Genomic DNA, 17,152 nt, shown 5'->3' on the forward strand with positions numbered 1-17,152 from the left:
CTCTCGGAACGATGGAAAACAGCTTCCGGCCCCACCCATGATCGGGCCGGAGCCGACGACCACCGGGCTGCGGATGTACCGGTGGCGCGGGCGGAACCTCGGAGCTGTCACAGCGCCGTCCCCGGCAGCTGTATTCCCTCCTCGGCTGTCACCTCTTAGGTCATCGCACGGTTTCGAGGAGCGTTACGCCCAATCCGCGTGGCCCGAGTCACACCGCATATGCCATGAAACGGCCAGATGGGGGCGTTCGTCGCACAGCGTGTCGCCGGATCCCGGCGGAATCCGGCGACACGCTGTGCGTACACCTCCGCACTCCCGACCGCCCTGGCGGTCAGTGCTCGCGCGGGGCGGGGACTACTCGTTCCGCTTCCGGGTGAACCGTGAGCAGTTGCCGCATGGCCGATTCGGCGGCCTGCGAGTCGCCCGAGGCGAGCGCTTCGGCGATACGGGCGTGCTGGGCCACGGCGGCTTCGTTCGGCCGTTCACAGCCCGTGACCGGCCCGCCGGACACCTGGAGTGCTGCGGACACGATCCCCGACAGGTGCTCCAGCATGCGGTTGCCGGCGAGCTGGATGAGCAGGGAGTGGAACTCGGCATCCGCCCGCGAAAAGGTGAGCCCGTCACCCTGGCTCAGGGCGTGCCCCATGATCTCGACCATGTCGGCCAGCCGCTGCTGGGCGTCGTCACGGCCGTGCCCGGCGGCGAGGCGGGCGGCGAGCGGCTCGATGGTCCAGCGCAGCTCGTTCAGCTCCCGGCGCTGGTCGTCACGCTGGGGGCCGAAGGCGCGCCACTCGATGATGTCGGGGTCGAGCAGATTCCAGTCGCTCACGGGGCGTACGCGAGTGCCGACATTGGGGCGGGCACTGACCAGGCCCTTGGCCTCGAGGACGCGCAGGGACTCCCGGACGACGGTGCGGGAGACCTCGAAACGCTGGCCGATCTCCTCGGGGACGAGCGGACGATCGGCGCCGAGGTCGCCGGAGACGATCATCTGGCCGAGCTGCTGGACGAGTTGACCGTGCAGACCTCGGCCGCGGCTGCCTGCCGCGCGGCGGGCGACCCGGCCCAGCTCCGCGTCCGCGCCTTCCCAGGAGGGAGGGCCGACGCGGTCGACGCCCGGCGACTCCGCGAAGGGGTATCGGTCGAGTTCGCCCGGGCCTGCGAGGCCGGTCTCGGAGGGGCGGGCGGCGGTCATCATGGTGTGCGCAAGGGTACTCACGCATCCTTTGTCGGCTCCGTTTCCGAGCCCCTTGAGGTCTTTGGTGAAAAGCACACGAAAGGGTGATCGGCGCTCACGCCGCAATTGACGCCTTATCGTAAGGAATCGGGCAGCCTCTAGGGAGATGCGGGCAGTTGGCGCCCGAGCGATCGGCCTTGATCACCAAGGCGCACTGCGTCGAACCACCATGGGCAGATACGCGCAGATCAGGGCCGACAACGACAACGCCAGTGCCGCTCCGCCAGGTTGTCCGATCACCTGAAGGGCCGCTGTCGGCCACCACTCCACTTCTCGCAAGGCAGCCGCAGCCAGGCCAGGTCGTGGAACCTGCCGGGAAGTCCGGCGATCGAACGGGCGGGCGGAGCCGGCAACGCGTGCTCGACGAGCGGCGCGATCAGCACCGGTACCGCGAGACCGCCGCGACGCCGGCGGCTGTGACGCGGAAGAGGCCCGCTGCGAGCAGCCCGGCCCAGGCGCAGCCCACGCACAGACCCACCCAACGCACCCCGAGGGACGGCAGTTTCGCGGGCTCGACTCCCAAGTCGGCTCCATAAACGAGACGCAGGGCCTGCATGTCGGCCGCCACCACTGCCGTCGCGATCACCAGGGCAGCGGCTGCGGTCACCGCGAGCTTCGCCAACAGCAGTCCCGCCCGCGGGCACCCGGTGACCCGGAGCGCGGCCAGAGCGGGGTGGCGGAACTCCTCGCCGTGGCAGGGCCGGCTTGTCGTCCGGACGCGTTGCCCGTGAGCCGGTGGTGCGGGCGGCGGGCGGCGACCCGCGAACGGAGGCGGGTGCGGGTGCGGGTGCGGGAGAAGTCACCCACGTCCTGCTCCGCGATCAGGCAGCCGGCGTCAATGGTGACTCGGTCGGCGATGCGGGCGGCCTCGTTGGAGTCGGCGGTGGTGCACAGGACCGTGCCGCCGCGTGCCGCGTGCGTGCGCGGCTGCTCGAAGATCCATCTGCCGTCACGTGACGAGAGGTCGCGGCAGGGCTCGTCGAGGACCAGGTCTGCGGGGCTCCCAACAGAGCGGCGGCGAGCCCGAGTCCCGGTCATTCCCCGGGAGAGCAGGCCCAGCTGCTCGTCGCGCAGGCCGCCGAGGCCCAGCGTGTCGATCAACTCGTCCGCACGCGATGCGGCCCCCACGGCGGCGCTCAGCATCCGCAGCCGGCTGCGCGCGGTCCACGCGGGATGCCCGGGCACGTCCCCGAGCAGCACGCCGACCTCGCGTGCGGGATCCGCGATGCGGTGCAGGGTGTTGCCCCTTGTCCGGCGCAGCCGCCGCACTCAGGGTGTCAGGCTGCCGCGTCCAGGGATCAGACCTCGGGGCGCAGCATGGGCGGGTTGAGCAGAGTGGCCCCGCCGGCCCGGAACAGCTGGGCGGGGCGGCCTCCCTGCCGGGTCGTCGTGCCGCCCGCGGGCACCAGGAAGCCCGGCGTACCGGTCACCTTGCGGTGGAAGTTGCGCGGGTCGAGGGCTACACCCCATACCGCCTCGTACACCCGGCGCAGCTCCCCCACCGTGAACTCCGGCGGGCAGAAGGCCGTGGCCAGCGAGGAGTACTCGATCTTGGAACGGGCGCGCTCCACACCGTCCGCCAGGATCAGCGCGTGATCGAAGGCGAGGGCGCCCTGCTGCTCGTCCTCGCGCGCGAAACCGTTCTCCTGGCCGAGCAGGTCCTCCACGGGGGCCCAGCGGGCGCTGTTCGCGTCGCCGCCGGCGCGGGGAGCCGGCAGGTCGGGTGCGAGAACGAGGTGCGCGACGCTGACCACACGCATCCGCGGGTCGCGCTTGGGGTCTCCATAGGTGGCGAGCTGCTCCAGGTGGGCCCCGTTGGCAGGCGCCGGGGACGCGGGGTCATGGGCGCACAGCCCTGTCTCCTCGGAGAGCTCACGCGCCGCCGCGGCCGCCAGGTCCTCGTCCGCCCGTACGAATCCTCCGGGCAGCGCCCATCGCCCCTGGAACGGCGGCTCACCTCGACGCACGACCAGCGCGCAGAGGGCGTGGCGACGCACGGTGAGCACGACCAGGTCGACGGTGACGGCAAAGGGCGGAAAGGCCGACGGGTCGTAGGGAGACATGCCGCGATCATAGTCGTCTGCCTGACGATAAACACACCCTTCCTGAGGTGCGACACCGGTTTCTTCGCCCCGTCCCGGGTGGTTGCCCAAGGCCGGTCACACCGCCAACTGAAGATCCTTCGCGGCCTCCTCGACCATGCCGAGACCGCTTGTTGACGCGGACGGCGAACGGTGCGCCCAGCCACGTTCGGACCGGAGATACGCAGCGCTCTGAGTGTCACGCTCCGCATCGGCACAGCACGGCTGTCCCCCTTGGTGCATCGGCCCGGATCCCGGCCGGGACGGGCGGGCGATACCGAGGGCTCGGCGCCCTGGTGTGCCGGACGTCCTCGTTCACGGCGTCATCGCCCGCTCCTGCTGCCGCGCTGCCCGCTACGCCTGCCGACGCGCACCCGGGCACCTTCGGAGTGGGGGCGGTGACGGGAGACGGCACCCGGCCCACGGGCGGCACGGGCGGCACGGGCGGCACGGGCGGCACGGGCGGCACGGGCGGCACGGGCGGCAGAACGAACCTGGGCGCGGCGCCGACGGTGACGGGGCCCCTCCTGGCCGGCGGCCGTCGCCCCCGTCGGGCGATCGGCCGATGACTGCTCGTCGCAGATGTCCCGCCGATCAGCGGCTGGACGGTCTCCAGCTGCTACGGCGACGGCCGCCGGAGCACCGCTCTGCGCCGGCCAGTCCTGTTCCTGACGCAAACAGTGCCGCAACGTCTCGGGGTCGAGACCCTCGTTGCAGGCCTGGTGGAGCAGGCGCGCGAAGACGTACTCGGGGTCTGCGCGGAGCGCGAGGCCGAGGGCGACCCTGGCCGCGGGCTCGTCGCCGAGGGACCACGACACCCATCCGGCGAGAGTCAGAGGCGCGGCGGCATGGCTGTCGTAGCTTCCGACACAGCGCCGGGACAGAGCACGCCACAGCCGAAGCGCGGGAGCGGCGTCGGGGCCCTCCATCCACTGAGCCGCGCGGTCCCGGGTCCGGCGGTCCTGAAGGCCGAGGATCAGCTCGGCTGCCTCCTGGTGGGAGATGAGCCGGTCGTCCACCGCGTCGGCCTCGCCCGAGGCGGCAGCCTGCGGTGTCCGGGGAGTCTGTGCCAGCCGGTCCAGCACGCGCCGGGCCAGCTCCAGGGTGTCCGCCGCCAGGCCACGCCGGCCCTGATCGTCCAGAATCCGGGGCACGAGGGCTGTGCCGGCCTGGTCGAGGGCCCGCTGCTGCTCCGCTGCCTCCTCGTCGGTCCAGGGCATCAGCCGAGCCTCCATCTCCCGCAGACTGCCCCGCACTTGGATGCCTGCGTAAGCGGCGGCCGCGGCCATCACCGAGGTGCCGGGGAGTGCGAGCGGCGTCCCGTCGGGCGGGCAACAGCGCGCGTCGGGACAGCAATAGGACCAGAAGCGGCCGTCGGAGATGCACAGCGCCTCGTACACGGGCACGTCGAGTGCCCCGCAGGCAGTGCGCAGCCGCTGGGCGAGCGGGCGGAGCCGCTCCATCACTCGCAGTCCGCTCTCGTCGTGGGCCGGTTCCTGGCAGAGGAAGACGACGATCCCGTCGGGGCGGGGCCCGCGGCGCTCGCTGCCGTGGATCAGACACTCGGCGAGCTGCTGCGCCACCGGCTCCCATTCGCGGGCCGAGCGGGGAATGCCGAGCCTGAGCCGGCCGCCGAACCGTCCCCGCCCTCCGTGCAGGGCGACCAGCACGATCGAGTCGCTCGGGTGGAAGCCCATCATGTACGGGAGGGCATCGGCCAGTTCGGCCGGGCTGCGCAGGGTGATCTGCTGGTCGTCGGCGGATCCGGCGGCGAAGTCGTGGTGCTTGTTCATGGCACGAAGGTCTCGCGGACGGGCGCCCGGCCGCGACCCCTGTGGATAACGTTATCCACAGACTGCCGGGCTCGTTCGCGCTTTGTCGGTGCCATCGGGTTGCATGGGGGCATGACCAACGCAGACCGTGCGGAGCTCAGGGCCGCCGCCGATGCCGTACTCGCACGACTCGTCAGTGACCCCTCGGGCTCCGCTCGCCTGCGCGAGGACCAGTGGCGGGCGATCGAGGCGCTCGTTGCCGACAAGCGCCGGGCCCTGGTTGTCCAGCGCACCGGCTGGGGCAAGTCCGCGGTCTACTTCGTCGCCACGTCGCTGCTGAGGGCGGCCGGGAGCGGACCCACCGTGATCGTCTCACCGCTGCTGGCGCTCATGCGCAACCAGGTCGAGGCCGCGGCCCGGGCAGGCATCCGGGCCCGCACGATCAATTCCTCGAACACGGAGGAGTGGGAGTCCGTCCAGACCGAGATCGCGGCGGGCGAGGTGGACGTGCTGCTGGTGAGTCCTGAGCGGCTGAACAATCCGGACTTCCGTGATCAGGTCCTGCCCCGGCTCGCGGCGGCGACCGGTCTGCTGGTGGTGGACGAGGCGCACTGCATCTCCGACTGGGGCCACGACTTCCGGCCGGACTACCGCCGGCTGCGCACGATGCTCGCGGACCTGCCGACGGGCGTTCCGGTGCTCGCGACGACCGCCACGGCCAATGCCCGCGTGACGGCGGATGTCGCCGAGCAGCTGGGCACCGGCGCGGGCACGGACGCTCTGGTGCTGCGGGGCCCTCTCGACCGGGAGAGCCTCAGCCTGAGCGTGCTGCAGCTTCCCGACGCCGCCCACCGTCTCGGCTGGCTCGCCGATCACCTCGGTGAGCTGCCAGGATCCGGGATCATCTACACGCTGACGGTGGCGGCGGCCGAGGAAGTGACGGCGTATCTGCGTCAGTGCGGTCACACCGTGGCCTCCTACACCGGCCGCACGGAGAACGCCGATCGCCAGCAGGCCGAGGACGACCTCCTCACCAACCGCGTGAAGGCACTCGTCGCGACGTCGGCGCTGGGTATGGGCTTCGACAAGCCCGACCTCGGGTTCGTCGTGCACCTGGGTTCCCCCTCCTCCCCCATCGCCTACTACCAGCAGGTGGGCCGGGCAGGCCGGGGGGTGGACCACGCAGAGGTGCTGCTGCTGCCGGGCAAGGAGGACGAGGCGATCTGGCAGTACTTCGCCTCTGTCGCGTTCCCGCCCGAGGAGCTGGTGCGGCGCACGCTGGATGTGCTCGCCCGGGCCGACCGGCCGCTCTCGCTGCCCGCCCTGGAACCGCTGGTCGAGCTCCGGCGCACGCGGCTGGAGACGATGCTGAAGGTGCTGGACGTGGACGGGGCCGTGCGCCGGGTCAAGGGCGGCTGGACGACGACCGGTCAGCCGTGGTCCTACGATGCGGAGAGGTACGCCTGGGTGGCCCGGCAGCGTGAGGCGGAGCAGCAGGCGATGCGGGACTACGTCCGTTCCACCGGCTGCCGGATGGAGTTCCTGAGGACGACGCTGGACGACGAGGAAGCCTCGCGGTGCGGCCGCTGCGACAACTGCTCCGGCGCGCGGTTCAGCGACAAGGTGTCCGCGGCGGCGCTGGACACGGCGCGTGGGGAGCTGGGCCGGCCCGGCGTCGACCTGGAGCCGCGGAAGATGTGGCCCACGGGGCTGACGGCTGTGGGCGTGAACCTCAAGGGCCGTATCCCCGAAGGCGAACAGGCCTTCACGGGACGGGCGCTCGGGCGCCTCTCGGACATCGGCTGGGGCAATCGCCTGCGTCCTATGGTCTCGCCTCAGGCGCCGGACTCCCCGGTCCCCGACGACATGGTCGGCGCGGTGGTGACCGTGCTCGCCGACTGGGCCAAGGGGCCGGGCGGCTGGGCTTCCGGTGCCGACGACGCGCCTGCGCGGCCGGCGGGGGTCGTGACCGTCGCCTCTCGTTCACGGCCCAGGCTGATCGGCTCGCTCGGCAGCCGCATCGCCGAGGTCGGACGGATGCCCCTGCTCGGTTCCGTCGAGTACGCGCCGGAAGCTCTGGAGTCGCGCTTCTCCCGTACGAACAGTGCCCAGAGGGTCCGCGCCCTGCATGAGGCGTTCGTGGTGCCACCGGAGCTCGCACAGGCCGTGTCAGGCGTCGACGGCCCCGTGCTGCTGATCGACGACTACTCGGACAGCGGCTGGACTCTGGCGGTGGCCACGCGGCTGCTGCGCCGTGCGGGCGCAAAGGGCGTGTTTCCGCTGGTCCTTGCTGTTCAGTCCTGACGAGGCCGGGGCAAGGGCGCGTGGAAGTCAGGAAGAAGGGAAGGATATGAGTCTCATACCCGTCGATTCCCGTCGGTCACGCCAAATTGCTCGTTGCCGCAACCTCACGCGCCAGGAAGAATTGAACTGCTCCCCGCGCAGGCCTGTTCGGCTCTGAGCGACCTGTTGCGGTGCGCCCTCACCCGACCCTGCCCGCACTGTGGGCGCGTATGCGAAGGGAGGACCGTGACCTTCGGATTCGCTTCGTCCGCAGCCACCTCGATCACCACTTCGGCCAACTCGGCCAGCCGCCTCGCTCGGCTGCTGGAGCCCGCCGAGTGGGCGGCGGCAGGAATACCGCTGCTGCGCAATCCGCGCGAAGTGGTCAGTGGGTTGCACACCCGGCACCGCCCGGCGCCTGCGACCGCTGTCGTCGCCGTGCTCGATCACGAGGAGCGACTGGCCGCGAGCGCCTCGTTCTCCCGGTGTTCGGTTCCGGTGGACGGCTGGGAGTTCCGCAATGCGCTGCTCGCCCATCTGCGTCGCGTCATCCCGCACGACCTGCGCCGCCGCACCCCGGTGCGCACCGCCGTCCTGCTCTACTGCCGTGAGGGCGACGAGCGCTGGACGGAGGAGGACGGGGCGTGGATGTGGGGGCTGCGTGACGCCTGCACGCTGCACGGGCTGCGCTGCGGCGCGTACATCACTCTGACGCGCGGCGGCTGGCAGGTCCTGGGCGAGGGACGTGGCGGCCGACAGCCCAACTCGACTTCGACGCCGGGCCGTCTGGCCGATGCCGGGGTCGAGGCCGACCCCGTTCCGCTGCGCACGGCCGGCGGAGCAGTGGACGCGCTGCGGCGCACCGCTGCTCGCTGACCGGGTCATCCACCGGCTGCCCGTCGTGGACAGGGCAGCCGGGTCACGACCGGACCTTCGGTCCGCGACCGCTGAGCGGTGTCAAACGCCTGCGCCCAGGGCGCTGTTGATCCTCTTCGGGTCACCGCACACGATCAGGAGTGCGGAGGCCTTGGCCATGGCCGCGGGCAGCGCTCGGGCGGCGGAGTCGTCGCCCCCGTTCACCGCGACGACCACGACGGGGCGGGCGGATGCCCGATCCATGGAGGCCGCGGCCGCGTAGAACACGTCGTCACGGGCGTCGTGCTGGGCCCAGTAGGCGGGCTCGCCGAAGGACAGCTCGTGAGCCGCCCATGGATGCAGGTCGCCCGTGGTGAGGACCAGGATGTCGCCGGGCACGCGACCGGAGTCGAGCAGCAGGTCGACCGCCTCGTCGGCGGCGTCCAGGGCGCCGTCCGCCGGAGCGGGGATGAGCTGGATCTGCGGTCCGGAACGATTCTCCTTCCGGGGAGGCTGGGGCTTCCCCGCAGCCGCCGACGGGCGCTGGGCGGGGGGCGCGGGCCTGGCCGGACCAGGTCCCGGGTGTCCGGGACGCGGCGAGGCCGCGGAACGCGGACCGGGTACGGGACGAGGGGTCGGCGCGGGGCGGCCTACGGCCGGTGTCACGCGGGGACCCTGGGCGCTCTCGTGAATCTGAGGCTCCTCGGGAATGAGAGGCATGGGTGGATGTCTATCAAATGCCGGTGTCGACGGCATCGGCGGGTGGGCACAAAAGTGCGACCCGGCTGTTGGCAGGGCGGGGTCAGAAGTCGAAGCCGAGCTGGCCCCCGTCTTCCAGTGCGGCCGCCTCCGGGGAGAGACGGACCTTCTTGAGGTGCCGCCACTGGGGCAGCGCGTCCAGGTAGGCCCAGGAGAGCCGGTGGTACGGGGTGGGCCCCAGCTCCCTCAGAGCCGCCTTGTGCACGGGCGAGGGATATCCGGCATTCTCGGCGAAGCCGAAAAGGGCGAACTCCTCCTGAAGCGCAGCCATCATGGCGTCCCTGCGCACCTTGGCTATCACCGATGCCGCGGCCACGGAGACGCACGACTGATCACCCTTGATCACCGTACGCACTCGCCAGGGCACTCCCAGGTAGTCGTGCTTGCCGTCGAGGATGACGGCGTCGGGGCGCACCGGCAGACCGTCGAGAGCCCGGACCGCGGCGAGCCGCAGAGCAGCGGTCATCCCGAGGTCGTCGATCTCCTCCGGCGCCGCATGGCCGAGAGCGTGGGCCGTGACCCAGGACTCCAAGTCACCCGCCAGCTCCGTGCGGCGCTTCGGGGGGATGAGCTTGGAGTCGGTCAGCCCGGCGGGCGGTCTGCGCAGTCCGGTGATCGCCGCACAGACGGTCACCGGCCCTGCCCATGCCCCACGGCCGACCTCGTCGATGCCTGCGACGATCTTGGCGCCTGTGGTCGCCCGGATCGAGCGCTCGACTGAGTGAGTAGGTGGTTCGTACGGCATGGCGCCAGCAAGGGTACGCCGCCGGAGGGGCCCTGCGACACCCGGATTCCCGTCGGAGCCTGCGCACTCCCCGTCAGCGGGTGGCCGGCCGCAGCAGCGGCACCATGACCTGGTCGATCATCTGGGCGATGTCCTCGTCCGGCCATTCGCTCCCGCACACTTTGGAGCGGTACATCAGCAAGCCGGGGATGACGTCGAACACCAGGTCACACGTGGCATCGGCTCGCACGTCTCCCCGAGCGACCCCGCGGCGGACCACCTCCCGGAAGAGGCGGTTGGACGGTTCGACGACGCGGTTCACGATCACTCCGTGGAAGCGTTCGGCGGAAGCGGAGTCGCATTCGTGAAGCACCGACCGCAGCGCGATGCCCGAGCGGGAGAACATGGCATCCCGCACCCGGCGGCAGAGTTGGTAGAGATCCTCGCGAATACCGCCGTGATCAGCGGCCTCGTCCAGCGTCGGCAGCCCCGCCTCCAGCGCGTCCGCGACCAGGTCCTCCTTCGACGGCCAGCGGCGGTAGACGGCAGCCTTGCCGGTCTGGGCGCCTGCGGCGACGCCTTCCATCGTGAGCCCGCCCCAGCCGACCGTGCTGAGCTGCTCCAGCGCGGCTTCCAGGATCGCTCGTTCCAGCACGAGCCCTCGCCGGCGCAGCGGGACCGGCGGGGCCTGCGCACCAGGGGCCCAGCGCGAAGTGGCCATGTTTTTCTCTCCGTTGGGGACTGGAGGTCTAGTGAACGCTTGCGTTCACTGACGGGGTCTCTCTACGGTTGACGGCAAAGTGAACGACTTCGTTCACTAACTCATGTGTGGGGGACTTGAAGTGACAACCTCTCAGTTGACGGCTCCAGACATACCGGGAGCGGCCCGACGGCAGGGTCGCCCCGGGATCGCTCTCGCGGTGATCGCGGCTCTCCAGCTCATGGTGGTCCTCGACACCACGATTGTGAACATCGCGCTCCCGCACATCCAAGGAGCGCTCGAGTTCACCACGACCCAGCTCTCATGGGTGGTGAACGCCTACACGCTCACCTTCGGCGGCCTGCTGCTTCTCGGTGGCAGGGCAGGTGACATCCTCGGCCGTCGCCGTGTCTTCGTGTCCGGCGTACTCCTGTTCACCGTCGCCTCGCTGTTGTGCGGAATCGCCCAGGAGCCGTGGCAGATGCTGGCCGCACGCGCCCTTCAGGGTGTGGGTGGCGCCATCGCCTCACCGACCGCGCTCGCCCTCATCACCACCACTTTCCGGGAAGGCCCGGAACGCAACCGCGCGTTCGGCATCTTCGCGGCTGTGTCGGCCAGCGGCGCCGCCATCGGCCTGCTGGCGGGCGGCACGCTCACCGAGTGGCTCGACTGGCGCTGGGTGTTCTATGTGAACCTGCCCATCGGTGTCCTGATCGCGCTGCTCGCTCCCGTCTTCATCAACGAGTCCGAACGCCATTCCGGCCGGTTCGACGTCTCCGGCGCGCTCACTTCGACGGTGGGCATGGCGTCCCTGGTCTACGGCTTCATCCGGGCGTCCGAGGACGGGTGGCGCGACGGGCTGACCCTGGGCGCGTTCGGCGTGGCCGCCGTCCTGCTCACCGCGTTCGTCCTGATCGAGCGCAGGGCCAGGGAGCCGATCACGCCCCTGCGCATGTTCGCCGACCGCAACCGCTCGGGCACCTACCTGATCATGATGAGCCTCTCGGCTGCCATGTTCGGGATGTTCTTCTTCATCGTGCTCTTCGTCCAGAACGTCCTCGGATACAGCCCCATCACCTCCGGACTGGCCTTCCTGCCGGTCACCGTGATGATCGTGACCGCCGCCGGGATCTCCTCGAAGCTGCTGCCCGTCCTCGGCCCCAAGCCCTTCCTCGTCGTGGGCGCCGTGCTCACCGGCGGCGGTATGGCGTGGCTGACCGCCATCAGCCCGGAGGCCTCCTACCTCGGAGGGATCCTGGGGCCGATGCTGCTGTTCGGCTTCGGCATGGGTCTCGTCTTCGTCACCGCAACGCTGACGGCCGTGTCGGGCGTGGCGCAGCACGAGTCGGGCGCTGCCTCAAGTCTGCTCAACGCGACGCAGATGGTCGGTGGTTCCCTCGGGCTGTCGATCCTCATGACCGTCTTCGGGACAGCCGGCCGGGCCGAGGGCGAGCGGCAGCTTCCCTCGTTCCTCGCCGAGTCGACTCCCGCCCAAAAGGAGGCGTTCGCCAAGACGCACGAGCTTCCGCCGCCGTGGGGGCACCAGGTGCTCGCCGAGGGGATCTCCACTGCCTTCTGGGCCGGGGTGGGACTGGTCGGGCTCGCGGTCCTGGCCGCGGTCGTCGTCATCCGCGTCCGCAAGAGCGACCTCGAAGCCCTGAGCGGCGCGGCAGGCCCGGGCGCGCACGCGGGCTAGACCCGGCCACCCGGACCGGTCCTGGTCGCCAGGTACGGCCGTGCGGACGGCCGGTACCGACAGGTGCGACCGGGTCCGGTCAGCCCGGCCCTTCGGGCAACCAGTCCGGAAGCGCTTCCGTCCGCTCCAGCCAGTGCGCGGGCGGCCGGCCCGCCTTGCCCGCCGCGACGACTCCGCAGGCGATCGCGCAGGTGGTGTCGACGTCCCCGCCGACCTGGGCGGTCGTCCAGAAGGTCTGCTCGAAGTCACCGAGGGACCTGGCGGCGGACCACAGCGCGAACGGCACGGTGTCATGGGCGCTGGTACGCCGGCCGCTGCCGAGCACGGCCGCCACGGTGCCTGCGTCGTCGTAGTCGAGCATGTCCCGCGCCCGTCGCAGCCCCGCGCCGACAGCACTGCGGGGAACCAGCGCGATCACACCGTCCAGAAGCTCCGTCGGCTCCGGCGGTCCGCCCGGATGAGCGGCCAGCGCGGCCGCTGCCGCGACCGCCATGGCGCCGACGACCGCCTCGCGGTGCTGGTGGGTGGTGTAGGAGGAGATCTCGGCCTGATGGGTCGCCTGCTCGGGATCGTCCGCGTACCAGGCTCCGAGCGGAGCGATCCGCATCGCCGAGCCGTTGCCCCATGAGCCCTGGCCCTTGAAGAGAGCGGCGGCCAGCTCCCGCCAGTCGCCTCCCTCCCTGATCAGCCGGAGCATCCGGTTGACGGCCGGGCCGTAACCGCGGTCGAAGTCGTGGTGTTCCGCGAACGAGCGGGCCAGTGCGTCCTGGTCCACGCGATGGTGCTCGACGAGCACCGCCAGCACGGAACAGGCCATCTCGGTGTCGTCGGTCCACTGCCAGACGGCGGGCGGCAGCTCGCGCCGCTTCAGCAGGGGATAGTTGGAAGGTACGAAGAACTGGGAGCCCAGGGCGTCTCCCACAGACAGTCCACGCAGGCTGTCCAGGGCGCGTGCGAAGCGCCGGTCGCGAGGGGAATCAGCGGTCATCTTCCTGCCACTCTATCCCGGTGACCCCGTACGGCTCCGGGGTCCGCCAGCGCTCGAACGGGCGGTCCAGCGCGTAGCGCCCGTCCTCGCACAGCTGCAGTATCCGGGTCTCCCCGTTGCCCGGATTGGAGAGTGACTCGAATTCCGCCACCGACCAGTGGAACCAGCGCATGCAGAACAGCCGCATGGTCAGCCCGTGGGTGACCAGCAGGACGTTGGGCGGATGGTCGGGCGCTTCGAAGCTGCGGTGCAGGCTCTCCAGGAACGCCCCGACACGGTCGTACACATCTGCACCGGACTCGCCTTGCGCGAAGCGGTAGAAGAAGTGGCCGTACGCGTCGCGGTACGCCTTCTGCAGCCGGACGTCCTCCCTGTCCTGCCAGTTGCCCCAGTCCTGCTCCCTGAGTCTCGGCTCCTCCCGGACCCGCACAAGCTCCGGATCGAGTCCGAACGCCTGGAAGGTCTCGTGTGTCCGGCGGTAGGGAGAGACGTAGACGCTGACCCGCTCGCGACCGAAGAGCTCCCGAAGCCGCGCCCCGGTCTCCTCCGCCTGCGCCAGCCCGAGCGCCGTGAGAGGAAGCGCATGATCGGGCTCGCGCTCATAGACCGTGTCGTCGGCGTTGCCCACCGATTCTCCGTGCCGGACAAGGACGATGCGTCGCGGTCGTGCCATGGGACGACCCTAGGCCCGCCCGTCAGCGGCCGAGGAGCCGGCCCGAGTCCATCCGGCGTATCCGCCCGTCGAAGCGCCGCCGCAGCTGCCGGTCGTGGGACACCACGACCAGCGCCCCCGACCACTGGGCCAGCGCCTCTTCCAGCTCTTCGACCAGGCCGAGGGCCAAATGGTTGGCCGGCTCGTCGAGCAGCAGAAGGTCCGCGGGCCTCGCGAGAAGCCGGGCCAGGGCGAGCCGTCGTCGCTGTCCCGCGGAAAGAGAGCCGACACGGACACGGAGATCGCGCGGGCGGAGCAGACCGAACGACAGCAGCAGCTCCGCCTGCTCCTCCTCGGTGGCGAGCGACAGGCCCCGCGCGAAGGTGCGCAGGACGGGCTCGTCGGGGCGGCTCACCGGTATCTCCTGAGCGAGGTACCCGATGGCTCCCTTCCGGGTCACCGAGCCGGTGTCGGGCCGCTGAACACCTGCCATCACCCGCAGAAGTGTCGACTTGCCCGCTCCGTTGCCCCCGTGGACCAGGACCTTCTCTCCCGCCGCCACCGCCAGCCGGTCGACGACAAGGCGGTCCGCCACCCTTACGTCCGTCAGCGTGACCACGTCGCCCTCCACGGCTCCCGCCTCCGGGCGGGCCGAGAAGCGCAGCGGCTCCGGAGGCTTGGCCACCGACGTCTCACGCAGTCTGCGCAGACGCTCCTGGGCGTTGCGGATCCGCCCCGAGACCGACGCCTGGACACGGCCACCGGCCCGGTCGTACGCCATCTTGTTGTTGTCTTTGATGGACCGGCCAGCGGCGACACCATGGGCAGTGGTTCTTGTGAACGCCTCCAGCCGTTCCGTCTCCTCGCGCCATTGCACGTACGCCTGCTCCCAGCGGCGCCGGGCCGCCGACTGCTCGGCGCGGAATCCCTCGTATCCCCCGCCGTATCGGACGAGCGCCCGCTGGTCGGCGTCGACCTCGATGAGGGAAGTCGCCACCCTCTCCAGGAAGGTGCGGTCGTGCGAGACGGCGACCACAGTGCCTCCGTGCGCGACCAGGGCGCCCTCCAGCCAGTCCAGAGCGGACTCGTCCAAGTGGTTCGTGGGCTCGTCGAGGAACATGACCTCCGGTCCCGCCGCGATGAGGCAGGCGATTCCCAGACGCGCCTGCTCACCGCCGGACAGGCTGCCCAGCCGCCGGCCGCGGTCGATGTACGCGAGGCCCAACCCGTGCATCGCCTTGTCGACACGAGCGTCCGCCTCGTAGCCACCGCGCAGCTCGAACGCGGTCAGGAGGTCGCCGTACTCGCGCAAGGCCGTGTCCTCTCCTGAGCCGAACGATGCCTCCAACTCGCGGAGCCGCGCCTCCATGGCCCGCACTTCGGCCAGCGCGGCGTCTATCGCGTCTCCCACGCTCTGCTCGGGAGGCAATTGCGGAGTCTGGGCCAGCAGTCCCGCGCCACGCTCGGCGACGACGACCACATCACCGACGTCCGGCGGCTCGACACCGGCGAGCAGGCGCAGCAGGGTCGACTTTCCCGCTCCGTTCTCACCGACCACACCGATCCGCTCCCCGGGGCGAACGGTCAGCGATGCACCGTCCAGTAACAACCGGTCGCCGCGGGCCACGGTCACGTCGCGCAAGGAGATCTGAGTCGGCAAGAGCACCCCCGTGAAGAAGCGGCAGGAGGCCGCATCGACTAATGCAACTCTTGTCGCATTACAGAGATTGTGCCACGATGAAGACAGCTAACGCAACAGGAGTAGCAATTGAATGACAAGACACCGGCTCCCGGCACCCAGCGCCCCGGCGGCCGCACCGCCAGGACCAGGGCGGCCGTCCGGGATGCCGTCCTGACCGGCCTCGGCGAGCACGGCTACCCGGGCCTCACCGTCGAATACGTCGCAGAGCATTCGGGAGTGCACAAGACAACGCTCTATCGCCGGTGGGGAGGCGTCGAAGGGCTGGTGGCCGATGCGCTCGACCTCGCCGGTGAGGACAGTTGGACCCCGCCCGACACGGGCAGCCTGGAAGGAGATCTTCATGCGCTGGCACGGGAGGTCGCCGAATCCTTCGACGACCCGGCAGCGGCGGCAGCGCCTGCCGCGTTCATCGCGGCGGCCTTCCAGTCCCGGCGCGCGGCCGACGCCCTGCGCGCTTTCTACACGGAGCGATTCAGACGGTCGGCGGCCGTCGTCGAGAGAGCGGTCGCCCGGGGTGAGGCACCTGCGGACACCGATGCGGGCGACGTCGTGCGCGCCGTGTCCGCACCGTTGTTCTTCCGGCTCTTCATCACCCGCGAGCCAATCGACCGGGCTCTCGCCGACCGGTCGGCCGCAGCGGCGATCGCGGCACTTCGCGCCGGTGTCTTCTCGGCACGCCGATCGACACAGGCATCGGCATCCACCGGAGCGCCGGCAGACGCCGGAGCCTGATCAGACGGTCCAGGACCGCTCCAGGTCCACGACGTCCCCGGCCAGTGCGGAGACGTCGGCCTCGGTCTGTGCGCGCAGGAGCAGCCGCTCGATGCGCTCCCTGCGGTACTTGCCGTGCTCCGCTGCGGCCAACCACATGGACAGCACCAGAAATTCGTTCTCCGGCGCCTCGCCAAACAGCCCCCGCACCATCCCCGGCGACCCGGCCATCGCGGGATTCCACACCTTCTCCTGCATGAGCGAGAAGTGCTCGACCCGGTCCTCGCGGACACGGCAGTGCGCGACCCGCACCACGTCCGCGTCCGTGAAGCGCGGCTCGAAGCCTGTCTTCACGTCGAAGCGGTAGTCGAAGAGCTTGGCCTGGATGTCCTTGTACGTGCCCGACTGCCCGGCCGCCAGCCGGTCGTGGGACCGCGCCATGAACGAGTCGTAGAAGGGGCGGCTCTCCCAGAAGGCGAACACATGGGCAACGTTGGGCCGTATCCGGCTCCAACCGCCGCCCTGCCCCCGGAATCCCGGCTCACCCAGCAGCCCCGCCCATTTCCGCTGCCCCCGCTCGAACCCTCGACGGTCCACCACGGTGCAGCGAATCCACTTGACCAGCACCGCGCCATCGTACGGCCCGGACCAGGAGGCCGTTCCCTGTCGACAGGAGTGCGTCCACCCGTGCGACAGTGCGCTGGGCATGCACCAGGCCGCCATTCCGTACCGTGCGCCCGCACCGCCCCGACACAATGATCACCATGACAGCGCTGCGCACCAACCCGCTCTTCGCCCGACTCGAATCCGCCGAGCGCGTTCTCGTCGCGGGCGCCGGCGGCGGTTTCGACGTCCACGCCGGGCTGCCGATCGCGCTGTCCCTCATCCATCAGGGAAAACGGTCCACCTGGCCAACCTCACGTTCAACGCCGTGGAAGGTCTTCCACAGGATGCCTGGCTCGCGCCCGACGTCGCCGCGACTCGAGGAGTTC

Annotated in this window: 16 protein-coding genes and 1 pseudogene; 5 read left to right on the plus strand and 12 right to left on the minus strand. The window is 70.7% G+C overall.

What is annotated here, in order from left to right:
- Positions 1–331 precede the first annotated feature (331 nt).
- The 5 genes from QFZ82_RS11500 to QFZ82_RS11520 all read right to left on the minus strand — a co-directional run bounded on the left by QFZ82_RS11500 (position 332) and on the right by QFZ82_RS11520 (position 5,111).
- Positions 332–1,219: a FadR/GntR family transcriptional regulator gene (locus QFZ82_RS11500; protein ID WP_307713080.1), complete on the minus strand. Its 888-nt coding sequence runs from the start codon at positions 1,217–1,219 to the stop codon at positions 332–334.
- 394 nt (positions 1,220–1,613) lie between these two features.
- On the minus strand, positions 1,614–1,844 hold the full coding sequence (locus QFZ82_RS11505; RefSeq protein ID WP_307713081.1) for a hypothetical protein: 231 nt from the start codon (positions 1,842–1,844) through the stop codon (positions 1,614–1,616).
- Positions 1,841–2,506: a hypothetical protein gene (locus QFZ82_RS11510; protein WP_307713082.1), complete on the minus strand. Its 666-nt coding sequence runs from the start codon at positions 2,504–2,506 to the stop codon at positions 1,841–1,843. Before QFZ82_RS11510 ends, QFZ82_RS11505 begins: the two co-directional genes overlap by 4 nt.
- Positions 2,507–2,535: 29 nt before the next feature.
- On the minus strand, positions 2,536–3,300 hold the full coding sequence (locus tag QFZ82_RS11515; RefSeq protein WP_307713083.1) for an NUDIX domain-containing protein: 765 nt from the start codon (positions 3,298–3,300) through the stop codon (positions 2,536–2,538).
- A gap of 341 nt (positions 3,301–3,641) precedes the next feature.
- On the minus strand, positions 3,642–5,111 hold the full coding sequence (locus QFZ82_RS11520; protein WP_307713084.1) for a DUF4192 domain-containing protein: 1,470 nt from the start codon (positions 5,109–5,111) through the stop codon (positions 3,642–3,644).
- Positions 5,112–5,222: 111 nt separating this feature from the next.
- Between QFZ82_RS11520 and QFZ82_RS11525 the strand changes: the two genes are divergently transcribed.
- Positions 5,223–7,394: a RecQ family ATP-dependent DNA helicase gene (locus QFZ82_RS11525; protein ID WP_307713085.1), complete on the plus strand. Its 2,172-nt coding sequence runs from the start codon at positions 5,223–5,225 to the stop codon at positions 7,392–7,394.
- 225 nt (positions 7,395–7,619) lie between these two features.
- A complete protein-coding gene (locus tag QFZ82_RS11530) occupies positions 7,620–8,249 on the plus strand; it encodes a hypothetical protein (RefSeq protein ID WP_307713086.1) in 630 nt (209 codons plus the stop codon).
- Between the two features lie 81 nt (positions 8,250–8,330).
- On the opposite strand, the gene QFZ82_RS11535 is transcribed toward QFZ82_RS11530, so the two are convergent.
- The 3 genes from QFZ82_RS11535 to QFZ82_RS11545 form a co-directional block, all read right to left on the minus strand.
- Positions 8,331–8,948, minus strand: a complete 618-nt coding sequence (locus tag QFZ82_RS11535; protein WP_307713087.1) for a hypothetical protein — start codon at positions 8,946–8,948, stop codon at positions 8,331–8,333.
- An 82-nt stretch (positions 8,949–9,030) separates the two neighbouring features.
- Positions 9,031–9,732, minus strand: coding sequence for a ribonuclease HII (locus QFZ82_RS11540; protein ID WP_307713088.1), 702 nt, complete (start codon positions 9,730–9,732; stop codon positions 9,031–9,033).
- 73 nt (positions 9,733–9,805) lie between these two features.
- Positions 9,806–10,432, minus strand: a complete 627-nt coding sequence (locus tag QFZ82_RS11545; protein ID WP_307713089.1) for a TetR/AcrR family transcriptional regulator — start codon at positions 10,430–10,432, stop codon at positions 9,806–9,808.
- A 121-nt stretch (positions 10,433–10,553) separates the two neighbouring features.
- Between QFZ82_RS11545 and QFZ82_RS11550 the strand changes: the two genes are divergently transcribed.
- Positions 10,554–12,107 (plus strand): MFS transporter, encoded by a 1,554-nt coding sequence (locus QFZ82_RS11550; protein ID WP_373429271.1) that lies wholly within the window; start codon positions 10,554–10,556, stop codon positions 12,105–12,107.
- Between the two features lie 79 nt (positions 12,108–12,186).
- Here QFZ82_RS11550 and QFZ82_RS11555 read toward each other — a convergent pair whose 3' ends face one another.
- The 3 genes from QFZ82_RS11555 to QFZ82_RS11565 are packed head-to-tail and all read right to left on the minus strand — an operon-like array spanning position 12,187 to position 15,407.
- On the minus strand, positions 12,187–13,095 hold the full coding sequence (locus tag QFZ82_RS11555; protein WP_307713091.1) for an ADP-ribosylglycohydrolase family protein: 909 nt from the start codon (positions 13,093–13,095) through the stop codon (positions 12,187–12,189).
- Positions 13,085–13,768: a histidine phosphatase family protein gene (locus tag QFZ82_RS11560; RefSeq protein ID WP_307713092.1), complete on the minus strand. Its 684-nt coding sequence runs from the start codon at positions 13,766–13,768 to the stop codon at positions 13,085–13,087. Before QFZ82_RS11560 ends, QFZ82_RS11555 begins: the two co-directional genes overlap by 11 nt.
- A gap of 22 nt (positions 13,769–13,790) precedes the next feature.
- Positions 13,791–15,407 (minus strand): ABC-F family ATP-binding cassette domain-containing protein, encoded by a 1,617-nt coding sequence (locus QFZ82_RS11565; RefSeq protein WP_307713093.1) that lies wholly within the window; start codon positions 15,405–15,407, stop codon positions 13,791–13,793.
- 108 nt (positions 15,408–15,515) lie between these two features.
- Between QFZ82_RS11565 and QFZ82_RS11570 the strand changes: the two genes are divergently transcribed.
- Positions 15,516–16,181, plus strand: a complete 666-nt coding sequence (locus QFZ82_RS11570; RefSeq protein WP_307713094.1) for a TetR/AcrR family transcriptional regulator — start codon at positions 15,516–15,518, stop codon at positions 16,179–16,181.
- Here the strand turns inward: QFZ82_RS11570 and QFZ82_RS11575 are convergent, their stop codons facing one another.
- On the minus strand, positions 16,182–16,787 hold the full coding sequence (locus QFZ82_RS11575; RefSeq protein ID WP_307713095.1) for a YdbC family protein: 606 nt from the start codon (positions 16,785–16,787) through the stop codon (positions 16,182–16,184). It lies immediately after the preceding gene.
- A 137-nt stretch (positions 16,788–16,924) separates the two neighbouring features.
- Here QFZ82_RS11575 and QFZ82_RS11580 point away from each other — a divergent pair.
- Positions 16,925–17,139 (plus strand): annotated as a pseudogene (locus tag QFZ82_RS11580) (hypothetical protein); the annotation flags it as partial.
- Between the last annotated feature and the right edge of the window lie 13 nt (positions 17,140–17,152).

The sequence above is a fragment of the Streptomyces sp. V4I23 genome (assembly GCF_030817975.1).
Classification (GTDB): Bacteria; Actinomycetota; Actinomycetes; order Streptomycetales; family Streptomycetaceae; genus Streptomyces.